We start from the raw sequence: 20371 nt of genomic DNA, 5'->3' as shown, positions 1-20371 counted from the left end.
AAAATGTCTAAAAAGTTTCTTTATTTTCTTCCAAGAGCAGTTTACCCTTTAAGGACTTCTGATCCAAGATCGCTTTTTAAAAGAGCAGAGGAGAGATTCTTAGGTAAACGGCGCGGTTTTGCTTCTTGATTAATGAGGGCAATTTCAACTTTTGCTTTAATTAAGGTCATTTCATTGCGCAAAATGATCTGATTCATAAAAAAGCGCGCCCCTTGAATGCTTTGCAGGGATGTTTTGATAGTCAAAAGATCATCAAGCGTGGCTGGTTTGGAAAAGGTGATGTCCATATGACGGACGACGAAAAATAATTTCTCCCCTTGGCTATCCGAGAGTAATTCATTGTTGTTAAATCCCATATCACGCAGAAATTCTGAACGTCCTCTTTCTAAAAACTCAAGGTAACGTGCATGATAAACAACACCGGAAAAATCCGTATCAGCCACATAAATTCGTGCTTGAAGAGTATGAGAAGAGGAAGAAGGTGATTGTGTCAAAGGTGTGGTTTTATTCATTGTCTTGCTCCCACAGAGAAGATTGAGAAGACGTCTTCGTTGATGAAGAAACCTTTTTGATTGCTTCTGCTGTTGTGGGAGGACAAAGTCTTAAATGTGTCCAGGCTTTTTCTGTTAAAATCCTCCCACGTGCTGTTCGTTGAATAAAGCCTTGTTGAAGCAAGTAAGGTTCGATAATATCTTCAATTGCATCACGCGGTTCTGAAAGAGCCGCAGCAATTGTTTCAATCCCAACCGGCCCTCCTAAAAAAGTTTGCGCAATGAGGATGAGATAACGGCGGTCTAAAGGATCAAGGCCAAGATGATCAACTTCAAGACGTGAAAGAGCTGCATCAGCAATTGTATGATCAATTTTTTCAGCCTTTTTGACTAAAGCAAAATCACAGACACGCCGTAAAAGACGCCCTGCAATTCTGGGGGTCCCACGGGAACGGCGCGCAATCTCATGAGCGCCATCATCACTGATCTGAACTGAAAAAAGACGCGCATTGCGTTGAACAATGTATTCTAATTCCTCTATGGTATAAAAATTTAATCGGATGGGAATGCCAAAACGATCCCGTAAAGGGGTGGTCAGTAATCCTAAACGTGTTGTTGCTGCAACTAAGGTAAATTTAGCTAAGTCAATTTTGACTGAACGAGCCGCAGGACCTTCACCAATGATAAGATCAAGTTGATAATCTTCCATGGCCGGATATAAAATCTCTTCGATAGCCGGGTTTAAACGATGAATTTCATCAATAAAAAGAACATCTCGCTCTTCTAGATTGGTTAAAAGAGCTGCCAAATCACCTGCTTTGGCAATGACAGGTCCTGAAGTCGAACGAAAATTAACACCTAATTCCTTTGCCATAATTTGTGAAAGTGTTGTTTTTCCTAAACCAGGAGGTCCAACAAATAAGACATGATCTAAGGCTTCATGTCGTGTCCGCGCTGCTTCAATAAAAATTTTTAAATTCGCACGGGCAGCTTCTTGACCAATAAAATCATCTAGGGTTTGAGGCCTTAAGGAGCGATCCGGATCGTTAGGAAGAGGGATAGATCCGAGAAGGCGGTGAGAATCATCTTTATGCATTATGCATTGTTCCCTTGATTTTGTGAGGAAAGAAGTTTGAGACTATGGCGCACAAGAAGTGCTGAGGAAATCGTTTCTCCTTTAAGAGCAGAAACGGCCGAAGCTAAAGCTGTGGCCGCTTTTTCATGATCAAAACCAAGCTTGATTAACGCTAATAAAGCATCGTTGGTTGGCTGATACTCCTCTTCTGAAGAAAAAGTCAAAGAAGACGAGAAAGCAAGATTCTTATTGTCTTCTTTAGAAAATTGAAGCGTTTTGTTTTTGAGTTCGCTTACAATTCTTTCGCTGACTTTTTTGCCAACGCCTGGAGCACGACTGATCATCACAATATCGTTGAGGGTAATTGCTTGGGTGAGCTCATTAACGGATAAGGATCCTAAAATTGCCAATGCAACTTTTGCGCCAACACCCGGGACATTTTGTAAAAGGCAAAACCATTCTTGTTCAGATTTTGTTGCAAAGCCAAAAAGCCGAATCGCTTCTTCACGGACATGGGTTTCGATGAATAAACTGAGACTTTCACCTATGGCTGGTAAAGAAGAGTGAAGGCGGTTAGGGATAAAAATAATATATCCAACACCCTGCACATCGAGAATAATGTGATCGCTAAAAATATGTTCAAGAATGCCTTTGAGTTTCCCAATCATGCGCTTGCCTTTAAACGGTTAGAGGGACTTGTGTGTTGAGGACTATGGCAAATGGCAAGGGCTAGGGAGGTATTGCGTTTTCCAATCCTGCGCTTGCCTGTAGAGGGGTCAGAAGAATGTGTGTGTTGAGCGCTGTGGCAAATGGCAAGGGCTAGGGGTGTGTTGCGTTTCCCAATCATGCGCTTGCCTTTAGGCGGTAAGAAGGATTTGTGTGGTGAGCACTATGGCAAATAGCAAGGGCTAGGGCATCGGCTGCATCACTGCTATCAAATTCAGCTCGAGGGAGAAGAATTTTCACCATCATGTGAATTTGCTCTTTCTCTCCATGTCCCACACCAATAACTGATTTTTTGACTTTATTCGGAGCATATTCGGAAATAGGAAGACCTTCTTGAGCAGGAACAAGGAGTGCAATGGCACGGGCTTGACCAAGTTTTAAAGTGGCCGCAGCATTTTTATTGACAAAAACATGTTCAACAGCTGCTTCATGGGGCATAAATTGATGGACAACTTTTGAAAGCCCTTCATAAAGTTCACATAGTCTAGAAGCAAGGTCATTCTGCGCATTAGAGTGAAGTGTTCCCGATGCTACAAAATGGAGATGATTGCCGCATAGGTCAATCACCCCCCATCCTGTACGTCGAAGTCCAGGATCAATTCCTATGATGCGAATCGTGTCTACCATAAAATCCAGTTTATTTGATTTCTTAGTATTTTAATAGATGGAGTTAACGAATAGAACAAAAGAAGAAAATATAAAGTAAAGAAAGTTCAAAAATATTTGAAAAAAAAGACAAAAATATAACCTTAAAAAATTGTTTTTTCTTTTTAAAGGCCTTTATAGAGAAAAATAGAAGAAGAAAGTCTAAGAGGGCATTAAGGGTGAAAGTGCTTAAAGGCGCTGAAAAGCTGTTTTAAGCAATTGAAGTTGTTTATTGACTGGATTGTTTTGAGATACAGTCTGTAAAGAAGTGTGTTTTTTATCATAGTTCATATGCTGCATTCTTTTTTCTAATCGAAGCGAGCGTTTGACAAAGTGACGAAAAACTTCTGGCAATTCTTTCCAGTGTGCAGATTTTGATTCAAGGGATGGGGTGGAAAGAGAGACTTTTGCGATCTCTTTTTGAATTTGTTCCGGCGACATTTCCCCTTCACGCTCGGCTCGAATCAATAAAAGCTGAGAAGCAATTTGCATTAAACGTGTACTCAAATACATTGCTTCTTTCCCATAAATTTCAGAGAGCTCTATCGAAAGATCGCGGGCAATTAAGCGACCTTCTGTATCAATATAAGTTGCTGTCTCTTCAATCAGGGCCATTGTTTCTTCATAAAGACGATTAAACACGTTCTCAAAGGCATTGTGTTCAATCATGACAATGGCTTGATTGTGTGGACGCTCATGTACGTTCACCACCTACTATACTCCAAAACTAGAACAATTTTGGGAACATTTAAAAAATAACACTACGGAAATTTCTTTTTTCAAATGCCTCCTGAAGGGTAATAAGTACCTTTTTTAGCATTATTGTGCAATGTCCTTTTTAGGCTAAGGTTAATGAGCTTGAAGGAGAAGGGTTTCTCCGTTTTTTTTTACAGTGAAGTGGAATACGCATTTTTGTTTTCATAATAATAAGCGATCATAAATTGAAGACAGAGGCCACTTATGATCAAAAAACTATCCCATATAAATGTACTGTTCATTGCCGTTTTTAAAATCTGTCCGCACATAGCAAAAAGAGTTCCAGTTACAAAAACCGGTAAGCTCTGTTTTCCTAAGATCGCTAAGGGATGTCGTGTTGAGACATGAAGCTTTTGATGTATCCAAGGAAGACAAATAAGCAAAGAAGATAAAGAAAGAATATGCAACAGACGTGGGAGGCTTAAAAAAGTTTTATTGAAATTAATCAAAGGGGAAGACCAACTAAGCCAACTAAAGCTTCCCCACCAATTTAAGCGTACCCATAACAGAGAAAAAACAAGATAGATGATAGAGAATGTCAACAAAAAAGGGCGAAAGGGAATCGATTTCTTCTCTTTGAGAAAGAGAGTCGTTGTGAGGCCAATAACAAAGAGAAATTGCCATGAAAGAGGATTTAAAAACCATTGCCCTTGAAGAGGATAAGAAGGAGGCGCAATCCTATAAAGGCCACAGAGAACATAAAGTGTGAAGGAGGTGAAAAGAAGAAGCCCCTTGTGCCGACAGCTCAAATAAAGCATAAAAGGCCCGAAAATCATGAAAACAACGTAAAGCGAAAGAATATTGTTATAGCCAAGTTGATGACCAAAACTTAAAATACTCAAAAATGCCAGAAAAGGGTCTGTAAAAAATAATCCTACGTTATTCATAGAGGTGAATTTCTCTAAATGCCACAGGGAAAAAGCTCCCCAAAAAAGGCCTAAGGTGACAAAAGTAGTAAAGAGATATGCTTTATAAAGGCGAAAAGCTCTTCTCCAAAGTTTGCTCATCAGAGAAGAAAAAGGTAACTTATACCAACGCGCATGAAAGCTAAGTCCAAGTGAAACGCCTGAAAGAAGGACAAATATTTCTGCTGAATCAGAAAAACCAAAGTTTTTATGGGTGAGATGTTCATAAAATGTACCAGGAATATGGTTGATGAAAATTGTCAACAGCGCTAAAGAACGACAAACATCAATCCGTGTATCACGGGGAATCTGTAAATTATGATGAGAAGACGTTCTAGAATATGTCATGAAGGGGCCCTTAAGGTATCAAATAAAGAGTCTGTTTTTAAAAGCGCATGACCATAAAATGGTTTTTAAGTGTGAGTCGTGCAATGCAATGTTGAAAGATGCAGGATGACAAAACAAAAAAGTGAACCAATTGTGCAATGTCTTTCCCCTCAGTTGATTTTGACAGTTGATGTCCATCGTACACTCAATCCTGTTTTATTTCGTCAGATTTTGCAAACGCAATCTTTTGTTTGCGTTATTCTGTATGATTCGCAAGGGGAAAAAATGGGGGAAGAGCATTTGCAAAAGAGTGGACATCTCTATGCTCATGATATTCGGCAGAATGGCGCAGCTTTGATTATTGCTGAGCAAAGTCGTGTTGTCGGCCGGATCAAGGCGGATGGTTTGCATTTAGAAAGCCATTTTAATCTTTCCCAAGTTATCGAAAACTTGAAAAAAGAAAAAAAAATAATTGGTTGTGGAAATTTTCAGAATCGCCACTCTGCAATGGTTATCGCTGAAACAGGCGTTGATTATCTTTTCTTTGGAAAATTAGGTGCTGACAAAAAACCTCGTGCCCATCCTCGAAATATTCAGCTGGCACAATGGTGGGCAGAGATTATGAACACGCCCGCCATTATTCAAGCGGGGAGTGAATATGCATTTTTTGATGAAACTTTGGAAACCGCTTGTGAATTTATTGCCGTGGAAGAAATGATTTTTATGCAGGATGATCCTTTGAGGGTGCTTGATATGATAAAAGAAAAATGTCAAAACGTTCTTCTACGGACGGAGAGGGAAAAGTCATGAATAAATTTTACAGGGTATTTATTCTGGGAACAATCGCATTTGTGATGGCTTTTGGAAGTTCTTCACAGGCTCAACAGGGAGGGCAAATTGTAGATATCTCTCAAAATATTCAAGAGGCTCAAAAAATTGTGATGCCTTTAGAAGCCGGTCAATATGATGAAGCCTATGATTATTACACCAAAGGGCATTATGTAAAAGCTTTTCGTGCCGCGCTCATGCGTGCCGAACACAATGATCCAATTGCTCAGACTTTGTTAGGGCGAATGTATATGGAAGGATGTATCGGACCTGTTGATGGGAAACAGTCCGCTTTGTGGTTTGAACGCGCTGCAAATCAAGAAGAACCACAAGCACAGCTCCGTTATGGTTTGATGTTGTTTGATGGAAAATTCGTCGAAAAAAATATAAATCTTGCCGAAGAATTCATTCAAAAAGCAATGCATGCTGGTGTTAGAGAAGCTTATTTTTATGCTGGGCAAATTCACCTTTATAGAACCTTGCACGAAAACAAAGCATCCGAGGAGGAAGATGTAAAAGAGAGTGATGTAAAAAGTCGAGAAAATGAGAGCATAGAACAAGCGTTAATATGGTTCTTAAAAGGTGCTTCTCTTGGAGATCCTGAAGCAGCTTTTGCTGCTGCGAAAATTCTTTCTGTAGGCACTTTTACAATCCCCAAAAATGATGGTAATGCGCGCAGACTTTTGGAAGTTGCAGCACAAAATAAACATTTAATGGCTCAAGTTATTTTGGCACAATGGTTGTTGCAGGGACGTGGAGGAGAAAACGATTTTCAACGTGCTTTTAATTTATTTTTGGACAGTGCACATAAAAATATTGTGGTCGCACAGGTCAATTTGGCAAGGCTTTATCGCGATGGGATTGGGACAACCGAGAATCTCATTATGGCTGCTGCGTGGTATTTGATTGCAAAAGTTCAAAAAGCAAAAATTCCCGATCTTGAAACCATGATTGAGAGGATGGATAGAGATCAATTACAAAGAGCAGTGCAACAAGCAAAAAAATTGATCTAATAATTTTTAGAAGGCATTTAAACGAAAGTTTAAAGTTTTATGGTAGTGTAAAATATTCATATATTCAATAACACAACGGTTTTTGTAAAAAGTAAAATAAGAGGTCTCCTCTGTTCTTATCAAATTGGAGATGAACAATGAAAATTAATGGAAATGAAATTCGACCTGGAAATGTGATTGAACATCAAGGAGGTTTATGGGCAGTTGTGAAATGTAATGCCGTTAAACCAGGAAAAGGAGGCGCATTTAATCAGGTTGAAATGAAAAATGTGATCGATGGTACAAAGCTGAATGAGCGATTTCGTGCCGCTGAAACCGTTGAAAGAGTGCGACTCGAACAAAAAGATTTTACTTTCCTTTATCAGCAAGGGGATGTTTTGGTCTTCATGGATTCACTTTCCTATGAACAGCTCGAATTGCAAAAAGATTTCGTCGGCGAGCGTGCTGCTTTCTTAAACGATGGAATGACCGTGACTGTAGAGCTCTACCAAGAAAAACCCATTGGGGTATCTCTGCCCGATCAAGTAACTGTAACCATTGCTGAAGCCGATCCCGCAATCAAAGGACAAACCGTTACCTCTTCTTACAAACCAGCTGTGCTTGAAAATGGAATTCGTATTCTTGTTCCTCCTTTCATTAATTCAGGAGAGCGTATCGTTGTGGATACCAATGAGTTGAGTTATGTACGTCGTGCAAATGAAAAAGGATAAGAGATGGCTCATTCTGCAATCATGCATATTATGGTGCAGGCCGCTATAAAAGCAGGCCGTTCTTTGGTGCGTGATTATGGTGAAATTCAAAATCTGCAAGTATCTTTGAAAGGCCCAGGAGATTATGTAAGCCGAGCAGATTATAAAGCTGAGAAAATTATTTTTACTGAATTGAGCAAAGCAAGACCAAAATTTGGCTTTCTGATGGAAGAGTCTCAGGAAATTATCGGAGAAGATTCTCAGCATCGTTTCATTGTTGATCCTTTGGATGGGACAACAAATTTTTTGCATGGTCTTCCTTTTTTTGCTGTTTCAATTGCTTTAGAACGTCAAGGGCAGATCGTCGCTGGTGTTATTTATAATCCTATTCTTGATGAGCTCTTTACTGCTGAACGTGGCTGTGGGGCTTTTCTCAATGATCGCCGTTGTCGTGTCGCAGCACGACGCCAATTGGAACATTGTATCATCGCTACAGGGGTACCTCATTTGGGATATCCAAATCACGGAAACTACTTGGTGGAATTACGCAATGTAATGGCTGAAGTTTCTGGAATTCGTCGTTTCGGCGCTGCTTCTCTTGATTTGGCTTATGTGGCTGCTGGAAGGGTCGATGGCTTTTGGGAAAATCATCTTCAAATTTGGGATATGGCCGCTGGACTTTTGATGATTCGTGAAGCAGGTGGATTTGTAAGCGATAAAGACGGCAGGCAAGATATTTTTGATAAAAAAAATATTGTTGCTGGTAATGAGATTATTCACACCCAATTACGAAAAATCCTCAAAAAAGGAACGTGATAAAATACAAACTTTTTACAGAGGAAAGCAGCTTTTACAGAAGAAAGAAAAGCGAGGCTTTACGAAAAGTAAATGTCTGGCGAGAAAAATGGGGATGGTTTTCTTTTTCGTTTGAGTATTGATCAGCGTTGTTTGAAGGGAAGCACAAATCAGTTGGCATATATTCTTTAGATTTGAGGTTTTGGACTTTATTTTTTTGAGGATTTTCTTTTTTTATTTTCTTGAGATTTGTTTGGTTTCATTTTTTGTGAAGTTTGTTCAGGCGAAAATTGCAGTTTAGCTAAACGGGCATAAATTCCATTTTTCTCAATCAATTGTGTGTGCGTTCCTTCTTCAACAATAGAGCCTTGATCCATTACAAGAATACGATCTGCTTTTAAGACTGTTGCTAAACGGTGAGCAATGACCAAAGTTGTGCGATTTTTCATGAGTTCATCTAAGGCTTTTTGTACCAGCTTTTCGTTCGTTGCATCTAAGGCTGATGTTGCTTCATCCAATAATAGGAGAGGAGCATTTCTCAAGATCGCTCGTGCAAGACCAATGCGTTGTTTTTGTCCTCCTGAAAGCGTGATGCCTCTTTCGCCTACTTGAGTGTCAAAACCCTTTGGTAAGGAGTCGATAAATTCAGATGCATTGGCTGCTTGGGCTGCAGCAATAATTTGTTCTTGATTAGGATTGTGAGCACCAAAGGCTATATTTTCGCGAATTGTTCCTTCAAAAATATCGATTTCTTGAGGAACATAGGAAATCGAAGAACGTAAATCGTGAAGGGAAAGGCGGTTAATGTCAATGCCGTCAAACTTGATTTGACCACTAATAGGATCATAAAAACGCAGAATAAGGGAAAAAAGAGTACTTTTCCCTGCACCTGAATGGCCAACAAAAGCAACAGTTTCTCCTGCTTTGATAGAAAAAGATAAATCACGAAAAATCTTTTTTTCTGGTCTGGAAGGGTAGCTGAAATGAACACGATCAAAAATAAGAGATCCTTGAATGGGAAGGGCACGCGATAAAGGAGATGCAGGTGTTGTAATAGTGGGTTTCTTTTGTAATAATTCAGCAAGACGTTCTGCTGCTCCTGCTGCTTGCACTAATTCTGCACCAATCTCGGATAATTGTGTAAAGGTTGTTGCTGCAAAAACCGCATAGAGAACAAATTGGCCGAGAGTTCCGCTTGTCATGGTGCCATGCAACATATCCTGTGATCCAATCCATAAAATAGCGACAATACTACTAAAGACTAGAAAAATCATAAAGCCTGTGAAGCAAGAACGAAGAATCACAGAAGTACGAGCAGTTTGAAAAACACGTTCAATTAACATTGAAAAACGTTCAGAGATATCTTTTTCGGCTGTAAAAGCTTGGACCGTGCGAATGGCGCTCACCTGTTCGGAGGCTAAAGCATTGGCTTCCGCCAAGCGGTCTTGCGTTGTGCGTGTGCGTGTGCGTACTTTGCGTCCAAAAATAATCAGGGGAATTGCAATCAGGGGAATGGAAATCAAAACTAAAAAGGAGAGTTTAGCGTTTGTGATGACCATCATGACAATGGCTCCAATCACAACAATAAGATGACGCAATGCTGTCGAGGTTGTCGATCCTACTGCTAATTTTATTTGGGTTGTATCCGTTAAGAGGCGTGAAACAATTTCTCCTGAATGGGAATCATCAAAAAAATCAGGAGAAAGGTGCAGAATATGCTGAAAAACATCACGCCGTAAATCAGCAATAAATCGCTCACCCAATGTAACGACACAATAGTAACGGATGGCGGAAGCCAGAGCAAGCAGGAAAGCTAAGATAAATAAAATACCAAAATAGAAATGAATCTTGCCATTGCTTGGAGCCGAAAAACCATGATCAAGCATTTGACGAATGGCAACGGGTAACGCAAGAGTGACAAAAGCCGCAACCAATAAAGACAGAAAAGCGCAAAATATAAGCCAATTGTAGCGTTTTATATAAGGGCTAAAACTGGACAATAAAGAAAAAGAATATTTCGCTTTAAAAGGCTTCTTAGATTTTTCTGAGAGATTCAGGAATTGCATGGGATTTTGTATCTTAATTGGGTTGACAATAAAATTTTAAGAAATTCAAACATTTTGAATACTTGTTTTTTCATGTGTGCTCAGCTATTGAAATTTTAATTGAATAAGTGTATCAAAAAGACAAGGAGAGCGCACTTAAAAAATGCATAAAGTGCTATTTCGTTGTGTGGAAATAGAAAGTTTGTCGTATGAAACCCAATATTCACCCTGATTACCACATGATTAATGTTGTGATGACTGATGGAACAAAATATGTGACGCGTTCAACATGGGGCAAAGAAGGGGATACCCTGAATTTGGATATTGATCCAATAAGCCATCCAGCTTGGACTGGAGGGTCGCAAACATTTGTCGATCGTGATGGGCGTGTTTCTAAGTTTAAAAATCGCTTTGGGGGCCTTGGCTTCTAAAATTTTCAGGAATATGCGGTATAAATTGTATGCGTTTTGCAAGAGCTCTTAAAGAGAGCTCTGTTTTTTTTGCAAAGAAAAAATAGGACGCATTTAATTGCTTAAGTCAAAAGGGAAGGCTTTAGATGGAGAAAGCCTTATTTTGATAGAGAAGCGTAAAAGATCTTTGAAGAATCCCAAAAATAAGTGAAAAACTCAAGAGTCCTAATCCTCGATCAAAAAAGTTACAGAACAGAGAAATAAAAAACTCTAGAATAAAGAAAAAGTGCTGAAAATTCTGCGTGTGAAAAACAAAGGCAATGCTGTTTTTAGAAAATAAAAGAAAAAAGCCTCTCTGCATTTAAAGAGGTCAAATAAAAATCCTTCCTTAACGAGTGAAGATTCTTTTTCAAACAGGATGTTTGCTTCTTTTTTCCTTTTCGTTCTTTTGTTTTGCCTATGAAATTTCCGTCAATAAGGAACGGAATAAAAGATTATGCCGACAATTTTGCTAAAATTTCATCACTAACGTCAAAATTGGCATAAACATTCTGCACATCGTCATCTTCTTCTAAGGTTACAATTAAACGTAAAACAGAAAGCGCTTTTTCTTCATCAATGGGTGCTAGGGTGGTTGCTTTCCAAATGGTTTTGATAGATTCTGCTTCGCCAAGTGTGGTTTCAAGAATTTTCGAAACTTCACCGATATCCTCAAAGGCACAGAAAATATGGTGGCCTCCTTCTTCTTCCGATTGTACGTCTTCAGCTCCTGCTTCAATGGCTGCTTCCATAATAGTGTCTGCGGTGCCAGATTCAAATTTATAAATAATTTCACCAATGCGATTAAACATAAAGCTAACGGAACCTGTTTCTCCTAAGGCGCCTCCTGATTTTGTAAAAGCAGCACGGACATTTGAAGCCGTACGATTTCGGTTATCGGTTAAGGCTTCAACAATAACAGCCACACCGCCGGGACCATATCCTTCATAGCGGACTTCATCATAATTTTCGACATCACTCCCTGAAGCTTTTTTAATCGCGCGTTCAATATTATCTTTCGGCATTGATTGTGCTTTTGCATTTTGAACCGCGAGTCTTAAACGTGGATTCATTGTTGGGTCAGGAGAGCCTTGTTTGGCTGCAACCGTAATTTCACGTGCAAGTTTGGAAAATATTTTTGAACGCATTGCATCTTGGCGTCCTTTACGGTGCATAATATTTTTAAATTGTGAATGGCCTGCCATGGCTTACCTTTTTGTTTGGATGATCAAACATTTCCTCTTTGAAGAATAAATGTATCATAAAAAGAATGAAAGAGAATAAAGAAAACCTTTATAAAAAAATTCTCCTCAAAGGTAAAGACATTCTGATTATGATTGTTATAAGAGAGATCTCTTGTCGTGGGGCAAAAATCAGGGTATAAAGATCGTGATTTCATAGTCATTAAGTGACTTATTTTGTATTTCATCTTATTAGAAGGGGTGAAAGTCTTCTATGATGAAAGGTCATAGTGCTCCAAAGTTTCAGAGTGGGCAATAACTTGCCTCAAAAAGAGGTCGATAAAAGGATATAATAAACATGTCAACGCAACTTTTGATGCCTAAAGCAACAGCTGTTTGGTTAGTCGATAATACAGCACTTTCTTTTGATCAGATTGCGGAGTTTTGTCAATTGCATGTGTTGGAGGTCAAAGCAATCGCTGATGGTGAAGCTGCACACGGAATTAGAGGTTTGGATCCTATTAGTTCTGGTCAGTTAACACGGAGTGAAATTGCACGTGTTGAAGCAGATGCAACAGCGCGATTGAAAATTTCTGAATCAAAAGTGCGCGTTCCTCAAGTTAAACGCAAAGGGGCACGCTATATTCCTTTGTCTCGACGTCAAGATCGTCCGAATGGTGTCTTATGGTTGATTCTCAATCATCCTGAATTAAAAGATGTGCAAATCGCTCGATTGATTGGCACAACCAAAGGAACGATCGAGCAAATTCGTAATAGAACCCATTGGAACAGTAATAATTTAGTTCCTCTTGATCCGGTAGGATTAGGGTTATGTTCGCAAATTGATTTGGATTTTGAATTGCAACGAGCAGCAAAAAATCTTCCTCTCCCTATGGAGGGAGATAAAACTTTACTCCCTACATCGGTGACAGAAAATGTTACTCTTGATGAGAGTGAACTTGAAAAAACTTTTGACAAAAATCTCGATGCTGATACTGTGTTTGCTAAACTCAACGCTCTGCAAACAAAATCTCAAGAGGAAGAGCAAGAATAATAAGCAAAGCTGTATAAATGAGGCAGAAAATCTTAGATAAACTGAAAAAAAGCATTTTAGAAAGAAAAGGAGGCGAAACATTCACTGAAAACGTGAGAAGAGGGGAGAAAAAAGAGAAAATAAAAGAGGATAAACTTTTATTTTCGGAGAGATTGTGAGAAGAAAAGCATCTGTTTATGATGATGCTAAAAATTAAGGAGAACTGGTTTATGAACTCTCTTCGAAATATTGTTCGCTACCCACTTGCGGTAGTTTTTTGTTTGTTATTAACTTTGATCGGTTGTGGCAAAAAAAGTATTGATGCAACAAATTCTCTCGGTCAGTCTGGGTATAATAATGCACAGGCGGGTTCGTCACAAGACTTCACTGTTAATGTTGGGGATCGTGTTTTTTTTAGTTTGGATTCCTCTTCTATTGAATCGGATGCTGAATATATTTTAGCCCGTCAAGCAGAATGGTTGCTCCGTTATCCGCACTATTCTATTACGATTGAGGGGCATGCCGATGAACGCGGAACACGTGAGTACAATTTAGCTCTTGGACAACGCCGTGCTGTTGCGGTGCGTGATCACCTCATTTCTTTGGGTGTCTCTTCCCAACGAATGAATACGATCTCTTACGGAAAAGAAAGACCTGTAGCAGTTTGTGATAACATCTCTTGTTGGAACCAAAATCGGCGTGCCGTTTTGGTCATTAATAATACGGGAAGTTATTAACAAATAAAGGGTTGAAAGAGACCCGTCAGTAGTTTGGGTAAAGGAATGAAATGCCGAGAAGGGATAAAAAGAAAAGAAGATAGAGGCAAAAAACAGAAAGGGAACAACAGAGTGGGGAATTTTCTTCTCATTTTGGCTTCGTTTGTAGTCTTCTCTGTAGAATATTTAAAAAATTCTTTTCTTCCTTTTTCCGTCAGAGAGAAAAATATTCTATGCTTTTTAAAATCGAAAAGTGTCAAACTGTGTTTACATATAACAGTGTAATACAGAGAGAAAAGCGATTTTTGATTAAGAAGCAAGAGTGCTTTATTTGATCCATAATTCCTTTGTGTATTGAGTTTCTCAAGAGATGGATGAGGGAAACTGTAAAGAAGGTTGATGCGGGAAGGGATGAAAGATGATGCGGCAGCCAATTATAATCCCTGTAATGTTTGTCTAGAGGATATAACGCAGAGCAATCATAGGAAGGAGCGCTCAAGCAAAGAGGTGCATTTTTTCTACAATGCTGTGAGGGGCATATACTGTATCATATTTGCTGTGATCGAAGGTTTTCTTTATTGTGTGGATGCAAGAATTTTTACGCCATTTATTAAGTGTTTTGATCATCAATTCTTGAAGACATGCAGCTGAAGCTATAGAGTGATAAAAAGAGTTTTATGAAGCGCTATCCTCTTTTATGAAGAGTTGGAAAGATAAAAATACTTTATAGTTTTGCGATTTTGCCGATTTTAATCCAGTGTATAATGGATTGATCAAAAGAGTAAAGTTTGTGATAACTTAAAGATAAATCAAAAGAGACTAAAATATTAGAGGTGTTTTTGTCCGTGCTTTAAATGAGGAGTGCAGTCGTTCTCAGTGTCTATTAAATTAGCAAAAAATCTTTTTAAAAAAACAGACTTTGCTCATTGTCAGAAATTGATTTTAGGGGTTTCTGGAGGAGGCGATTCGTTAGCTTTATTGTTTTTGGTCAAAGAGCATTTAAAAATAGTGCCTCTTGCTCCAGAGGTGATTGTTGTAACCATTGATCATCAATTACGTGAGGAATCAGCGTATGAAGCAGAAAGTGTTGCAAAGATTTGCCATGCCTTGCAGATAAAGCATATCGTTGTACGGTGGGAAGGTAAAAAGCCGAGGACACAAATAAGCGAAAAAGCGCGGATTGCACGGTATGATTTACTGTTCAAAGAAGCACAAAAACAAGGTGCAACACTGATCATGACAGGGCATACGCTCAATGATCAGGCTGAAACTTACCAAATGCGTGTTCAACGAAGTCAAAAGAAAACAGATGGTGCACAACAAGAAATTCCAGAAATACTTTGGGAAGAGAAGGGAAAAGAGAGGGAATCTGCAAATGAAGAAATGCAGATCTTAAAGGAAAAGAGTCAAAAAGATCTGCTGAAAATGATGAAGAAAGATATGAGCGCGGTTTATCTTGTATGCCAAGGGAAGCTTTGTTGTATGGCAAAGTACGTTTGATTCGGCCGTTACTTGGGGTAAGGCGTAAAACGCTGCGTGCTTATTTATCTTTGCAGGAATCAAAATGGATTGATGATCCAACAAATGAGGATTTAAAATTTGAACGTGTGCGTGTGCGTCATGTTCTTCATCAAAAAAAGCTGACGGAAATTGCTCAAAAGGTTCATAAAGCTGCATTGCAACGTCGGGTTCAAGCGCAAAAAGTTGCAGATTTGATCTTAGCCTTGGATATTACTGTGGAGTATGGGCGCTGTTTTATCGGACAACCTCCTTCCTTTTTACAGAAACATCATGCTTTTCCCTTTGTTGTCGGGCTTTTTATTGTTCTCATGGGGGGAAGTTCGTATTTGCTGTCTTCTCAAAAATTAGCTGTTCTGGACCAAAAATTATCTTTGCATGATCCAGAAAAAAAACGGTTTACTCTAGCTGGGGCGGTTATTGAATATAGCCGAAAAGGAATTGCTATATGGCGCGAAGCACGTCATATTCAAGAAGCAATGATTGCTCCGGGAGAAATCTTTATATGGGATCAGCGCTATCAAATTATCAATCATGATACGTCAGCCATACGTGTGGGGCCTGCGGATTTGCTTCATCTGAAAGCTTTTCTCGATCAAGGAAAAAGTGATCTCGAATCCCCTCATTTCCCCTCTTTGCAATCGTTGGTGATGATTTCTCATGAAAAGGGGGTTGATATTCCAGAATTAACACCTCATTTTTATTGTCAACACAATATTATAATAAAACGAATTATGGCACCATTTCATTGGTTATTATCACAGGAGGATGCAGCGATTGTCAGTGTTGTAGGACCTTTTTTTAATTTTAATCATGAATAAAAAATGAAAATTTACAGAAAAAAGGGGAAAAAGGATGAAGAAAAATCATTTTAAAACAGAATAAATAGCTCTTGTATCTTGGCAAGGAAGAAACAAGATTATATGTTGAACACGACTCTTAAGAAACTCTATTTAAATAAATGGGCTTAATATGAATTCCAATTATCGTTCCCTCTTGATTTGGGGGATCATCGCCGTTGTTTTAATCGTGTTGTTTTCTCTTTTTAATGGAGACAGTCAGCGTTCTGGAAATGGCGAAGTATCCTATTCTGAGTTTTTACAAAAAGTTGAGAATGGCGAGCTTAAAACTGTCACTATTCAAGGGCAAAAATTAGTAGGAAAAACGACAGATCAGAGGGTGGTTTCAACCTATGCACCAAGAGATCCAGGGTTGGTGCAAAAATTGGAAAACAAAAAAGTCAATGTTAAAGCGATTCCAGAAAATTCTGGGAATAATATCTTTCTTAATTTATTATTTTCGTTGCTTCCTGTTATTATTATCGTGGGCGCGTGGGTTTTCTTTATGCGACAAATGCAAAATGGATCACGCGGTGCGATGGGTTTTGGGAAATCAAAAGCAAAATTGCTGACAGAAGCTCATGGAAGAGTCACTTTTCAAGATGTTGCTGGTGTTGAAGAGGCTAAGCAGGATTTACAAGAAATTGTTGATTTTTTGCGGGAACCACAAAAATTTCAACGCTTAGGTGGACGTATTCCACGGGGCGTTTTGCTCGTAGGACCTCCAGGAACGGGGAAAACTTTGCTTGCTCGTTCTGTTGCAGGGGAAGCGAATGTGCCCTTTTTTACCATTTCTGGATCCGATTTTGTAGAAATGTTCGTCGGAGTTGGAGCAAGCCGTGTTCGTGATATGTTTGAACAAGCCAAAAAAAATGCTCCTTGTATTATCTTTATCGATGAAATTGATGCTGTAGGCCGTCATCGTGGTGCAGGATTGGGCGGAGGAAATGATGAACGCGAACAAACATTGAATCAGCTGTTGGTTGAAATGGATGGATTTGAACCCAATGAAAGCATTATTTTAATTGCTGCAACAAATCGTCCTGATGTTCTCGATCCTGCTTTATTAAGACCTGGACGTTTCGATCGACAAGTTGTTGTGCCCAATCCCGACGTATCTGGACGGGAACAAATCTTAAAAGTTCATGTGCGGAATGTGCCTCTGGCTCCTAATGTTGATCTGAAAATATTAGCAAGAGGAACGCCGGGATTTTCCGGAGCTGATTTAATGAATCTTGTCAATGAAGCTGCTTTAATGGCTGCAAGCCGGAATAAAAGAGTGGTCACAATGCAAGAGTTCGAAGATGCCAAAGATAAAGTGATGATGGGGGCTGAACGGCGTTCAACTGCTATGACACAAGAGGAAAAAGAACTGACAGCTTACCACGAAGCAGGACATGCGATTGTCGCTTTGAGTGTTCCCGTTGCTGACCCTGTTCATAAAGCAACAATTGTACCAAGAGGAAGGGCTCTGGGTATGGTCATGCAATTGCCAGAAGGGGACCGTTATTCTATGAGCTATCGGTGGATGATTTCACGTTTGGCTATTATGATGGGGGGAAGGGTTGCCGAAGAATTGAAATTTGGAAAAGAAAATATCACCTCTGGAGCAGCTTCTGATATTGAACAAGCAACAAAGTTGGCCAGAGCAATGATCACACGATGGGGATTTTCCGATATTCTCGGAAATGTTGCTTATGGTGATAATCAAGATGAGGTTTTTTTAGGTCATTCCGTAGCAAGAACACAAAATATCTCTGAAGAGACAGCCCGTATGATCGATGCTGAGGTCCGTAAGCTGATTGATGATGCTTACAAAAGTGCAACAAAAATTTTGAAAGAAAAAAAGAAACAGTGGTGGGCTATTGCTCAAGGTTTGTTGGAATATGAAACCTTAACAGGTCAAGAAATTAATCATATCATTCAGGGCAAACCTCCTGTTCGTGCACAAGCAAGTGAAGATCAGAATCCGCGAACCTCTGTTGTACCTAAAACGGGGAAAAAAGGAAAACACGATACGTCTCATCTTGAAAAAGACAGTTCCAATCACGAGGGTGAGGCCAGTGATGCTGAAACAAAATCACGAAGCACAAAAAATAAAACCGAGGCCAATAAATCTGATAAAGCTGAAACAGGAGATGTTTCCAGAAGTAAAGAAAAAACGTCAGAAAAGTCTCAGACTTCTGAACGAAAGAAAAAACAAACTCCTGCTAATGATGCTTAACTAAAACCTATTATCCTTAATAGCTCTGTGCGTTATCAACGCAAAAATCTATTAAAATTCTTTAGAGGATTTTAAGGGCAGAAAGGATAGTGTCTAGGAGGGTGAAAGGTGCGAAGGTGGGATTTAAAAAATCAATTCAGAAAAAAGAGAGGTCTTGCAAAGGAGGGTGCAGTGAAAGCTGGACAAAAATTAAGATTCTTGAAAGATAAAATTATTGACGGAGAGTATAGAACTCTGAGCGGTGTGTTCTATATCCTCTTCTGAGGAGGATGGGAAAATATTGTCTTAATAAGAGATTTCCTTCTTCTTCTGAGTTTGTTCAAAAAGTTGAGAATGGTGGGCTTAAAACTGTAACTCTTCAAGTGCAAAAGTGAGGTGAGAAAATGATAGATCAGAGGGTGATTTCAACTGATCTATGCATCAAGAGACTCGGGGTTTGTGCAAAATTGAGAAAAATAATCAAAACATAATAAATGCAGTATGTGGGGGCTGTCAGAGAAACGGATATGTAAAAGGAAAAAAAATGGCACGAAAATATTTCGGTACAGATGGAATTCGAGGGAAAGCCAATCTTTTTCCTATGACACCAGATTTTGCCATGAAAATAGGAATGGCCGTGGGTGTTTTATTTCGCACAAAAGAACAGTCACATCGTGTGGTTATTGGAAAGGACACACGTTTATCTGGGTATATGTTAGAAAATGCTTTGGTTTCAGGATTGACCGCTGCTGGAATGGATGCTTTCTTATTAGGACCGGTGCCAACCCCTGCTGTTGCTATGTTATGCCGTTCCTTACGGGCTGATTTAGGCGTGATGATTTCCGCTTCCCATAATCCTTTTTATGACAATGGTATTAAACTTTTTGGTCCCGATGGTTTTAAACTTTCCGATGAAATAGAAATCAAAATTGAACAATTGGTTGAGAAAGATCTTGTACATTCTTTAGCAGAAGCTTCAGAAATCGGTCGTGCTAAACGTGTGGAAGGGGATATTTATCGCTATATAGAATATGCTAAACGAACTTTGCCACGTGATGTACGACTGGATTCTTTGCGTATTGTTGTCGATTGTGCCAATGGTGCTACTTATAAAGCAGCGCCACGGGCATTATGGGAATTAGGAGCAGAAGTCTTTGCGATTAATAATGAGCCAACAGGTCTTAATATTAACCAGAAATGCGGATCAACCGATCTCACCTCTTTAAAAAGGAAAGTACATGAAGTGCGTGCCGATGTCGGAATTGCTCTTGATGGCGATGGTGATCGGGTGATCATGGTTGATGAAAAAGCGCAAACTATCGATGGGGATCAAATCATTGCTGTTATTGCTGAGCATTGGTATAAAACCGAACGGTTGCAGAGAAATGGAGTTGTTGCATCGATTATGTCAAATTTGGGGCTTGAGCGTTTCTTAAACAACAAAGGATTGGAACTCATTCGTACAAATGTCGGAGATCGCTACGTTGTAGATGCTATGCGTCAAAAAGGATACAATGTGGGTGGGGAGTCTTCTGGGCATATTGTCTTAAGTGATTTTGGAACGACTGGTGATGGATTGGTCGCTGCCTTGCAAATTCTCGCTTGTATGCAGGAAAGTCAGATTCCTATGAGTCAGTTATGTCAGCGTTTTGAAACTGTTCCACAGATTTTAAAAAATATATCCATTAAAAATAAAAAGATCTTACAGAACTCTAAAGTCAAAACTGCAATTGATCAAGTCCAGAAACGTTTAGGAAAAGAAGTCCGGTTGGTAATTCGGCCCTCTGGAACTGAACCCTTCATTCGCGTTATGGCTGAAGGAGATGATCAAAAAGTCATTGAAGATGGTGTTGCAGAGATTAGCACTGTTCTTGTCCAGTATGATAGCATTCAGGCATAAGTGTATAAAATAGCGGACAACTTTTGAGAAAATGATCGGCTTCCCAGTGTTTGTTGCTGTGAATTTCTCTGTTTGATTCCCTAAATTTATATAAGAGGAAGGGAAAACTTCTTCTTTTTTTTTCTTTTGTGGAAAGAAATCTCTCACTCTTTTTACAGGATGAAGAGCGGCTATAGTTGTTCTATCAATTCGGTTCTTATGATCAGCAAAGGGAAGAGATGACAATAATCACTCAAT

17 protein-coding genes and 1 pseudogene are annotated in these 20371 nt (G+C 39.2%); 10 read left to right on the top strand and 8 right to left on the bottom strand.

Going from position 1 to position 20371, the window contains the following annotated elements:
- Positions 1-41: 41 nt before the first annotated feature.
- The 6 genes from ybgC to Bra60_RS05865 all read right to left on the bottom strand — a co-directional run bounded on the left by ybgC (position 42) and on the right by Bra60_RS05865 (position 4946).
- The gene (ybgC, locus tag Bra60_RS05895; protein WP_078688902.1) at positions 42-512 is read right to left on the bottom strand and encodes a tol-pal system-associated acyl-CoA thioesterase; all 471 of its coding nucleotides are present in this window, start codon (positions 510-512) and stop codon (positions 42-44) included.
- A complete protein-coding gene (ruvB, locus tag Bra60_RS05890; RefSeq protein WP_078688901.1) occupies positions 505-1587 on the bottom strand; it encodes a Holliday junction branch migration DNA helicase RuvB in 1083 nt (360 codons plus the stop codon). Before ruvB ends, ybgC begins: the two co-directional genes overlap by 8 nt.
- Positions 1587-2234 (bottom strand): Holliday junction branch migration protein RuvA, encoded by a 648-nt coding sequence (gene ruvA / locus Bra60_RS05885; RefSeq protein WP_078698149.1) that lies wholly within the window; start codon positions 2232-2234, stop codon positions 1587-1589. Before ruvA ends, ruvB begins: the two co-directional genes overlap by 1 nt.
- A 175-nt stretch (positions 2235-2409) precedes the next feature.
- The gene (gene ruvC, locus Bra60_RS05875; protein WP_078674124.1) at positions 2410-2919 is read right to left on the bottom strand and encodes a crossover junction endodeoxyribonuclease RuvC; all 510 of its coding nucleotides are present in this window, start codon (positions 2917-2919) and stop codon (positions 2410-2412) included.
- 207 nt (positions 2920-3126) lie between these two features.
- Positions 3127-3645 carry a DUF1465 family protein gene (locus Bra60_RS05870; protein WP_078689067.1) on the bottom strand — a complete coding sequence of 173 codons (519 nt, stop codon included), beginning with the start codon at positions 3643-3645 and terminating at the stop codon, positions 3127-3129.
- A 179-nt stretch (positions 3646-3824) separates the two neighbouring features.
- Positions 3825-4946: an OpgC family protein gene (locus tag Bra60_RS05865; protein ID WP_078698147.1), complete on the bottom strand. Its 1122-nt coding sequence runs from the start codon at positions 4944-4946 to the stop codon at positions 3825-3827.
- A 105-nt stretch (positions 4947-5051) separates the two neighbouring features.
- Between Bra60_RS05865 and Bra60_RS05860 the strand changes: the two genes are divergently transcribed.
- The 4 genes from Bra60_RS05860 to Bra60_RS05845 all read left to right on the top strand — a co-directional run bounded on the left by Bra60_RS05860 (position 5052) and on the right by Bra60_RS05845 (position 8271).
- Entirely contained in the window at positions 5052-5735 is a 684-nt protein-coding gene (locus Bra60_RS05860) for a thiamine phosphate synthase (protein WP_078698146.1), read from the top strand.
- Positions 5732-6766, top strand: a complete 1035-nt coding sequence (locus Bra60_RS05855) for a tetratricopeptide repeat protein (RefSeq protein WP_236823916.1) — start codon at positions 5732-5734, stop codon at positions 6764-6766. Before Bra60_RS05860 ends, Bra60_RS05855 begins: the two co-directional genes overlap by 4 nt.
- Positions 6767-6903: 137 nt before the next feature.
- Positions 6904-7476 (top strand): elongation factor P, encoded by a 573-nt coding sequence (efp, locus tag Bra60_RS05850; protein WP_035006559.1) that lies wholly within the window; start codon positions 6904-6906, stop codon positions 7474-7476.
- A 3-nt stretch (positions 7477-7479) separates the two neighbouring features.
- The gene (locus tag Bra60_RS05845) at positions 7480-8271 is read left to right on the top strand and encodes an inositol monophosphatase family protein (RefSeq protein WP_078688896.1); all 792 of its coding nucleotides are present in this window, start codon (positions 7480-7482) and stop codon (positions 8269-8271) included.
- A 188-nt stretch (positions 8272-8459) separates the two neighbouring features.
- Here the strand turns inward: Bra60_RS05845 and Bra60_RS05840 are convergent, their stop codons facing one another.
- The gene (locus tag Bra60_RS05840; protein WP_078674000.1) at positions 8460-10316 is read right to left on the bottom strand and encodes an ABC transporter transmembrane domain-containing protein; all 1857 of its coding nucleotides are present in this window, start codon (positions 10314-10316) and stop codon (positions 8460-8462) included.
- 188 nt (positions 10317-10504) lie between these two features.
- Between Bra60_RS05840 and rpmE the strand changes: the two genes are divergently transcribed.
- Positions 10505-10726 (top strand): 50S ribosomal protein L31, encoded by a 222-nt coding sequence (gene rpmE, locus Bra60_RS05835; RefSeq protein WP_035006561.1) that lies wholly within the window; start codon positions 10505-10507, stop codon positions 10724-10726.
- Between the two features lie 473 nt (positions 10727-11199).
- On the opposite strand, the gene Bra60_RS05830 is transcribed toward rpmE, so the two are convergent.
- Complete coding sequence (locus Bra60_RS05830) at positions 11200-11949, bottom strand: YebC/PmpR family DNA-binding transcriptional regulator (protein ID WP_078688895.1); 750 nt, start codon at positions 11947-11949, stop codon at positions 11200-11202.
- Between the two features lie 334 nt (positions 11950-12283).
- On the opposite strand from Bra60_RS05830, the gene Bra60_RS05825 reads away from it, so the two are divergent.
- From Bra60_RS05825 to glmM, 5 genes and pseudogenes are all read left to right on the top strand, one after another.
- Positions 12284-12979, top strand: coding sequence for a DUF1013 domain-containing protein (locus tag Bra60_RS05825; RefSeq protein ID WP_078688894.1), 696 nt, complete (start codon positions 12284-12286; stop codon positions 12977-12979).
- 209 nt (positions 12980-13188) lie between these two features.
- Entirely contained in the window at positions 13189-13695 is a 507-nt protein-coding gene (gene pal / locus Bra60_RS05820) for a peptidoglycan-associated lipoprotein Pal (RefSeq protein ID WP_078688893.1), read from the top strand.
- A gap of 855 nt (positions 13696-14550) precedes the next feature.
- Positions 14551-16013, top strand: a pseudogene (gene tilS, locus Bra60_RS07625) (tRNA lysidine(34) synthetase TilS).
- 151 nt (positions 16014-16164) lie between these two features.
- A complete protein-coding gene (gene ftsH / locus Bra60_RS05795; RefSeq protein WP_078688889.1) occupies positions 16165-18255 on the top strand; it encodes an ATP-dependent zinc metalloprotease FtsH in 2091 nt (696 codons plus the stop codon).
- Positions 18256-18778: 523 nt separating this feature from the next.
- On the top strand, positions 18779-20134 hold the full coding sequence (gene glmM / locus Bra60_RS05790) for a phosphoglucosamine mutase (RefSeq protein WP_078673995.1): 1356 nt from the start codon (positions 18779-18781) through the stop codon (positions 20132-20134).
- Positions 20135-20371: the final 237 nt, after the last annotated feature.

This window comes from Bartonella sp. Raccoon60 (genome assembly GCF_002022585.1).
Classification (GTDB): domain Bacteria; phylum Pseudomonadota; class Alphaproteobacteria; order Rhizobiales; family Rhizobiaceae; genus Bartonella; species Bartonella rochalimae.
Note: the sequence above shows the minus strand (reverse complement) of the source record. Positions and strands in the feature narration are given on the sequence as shown.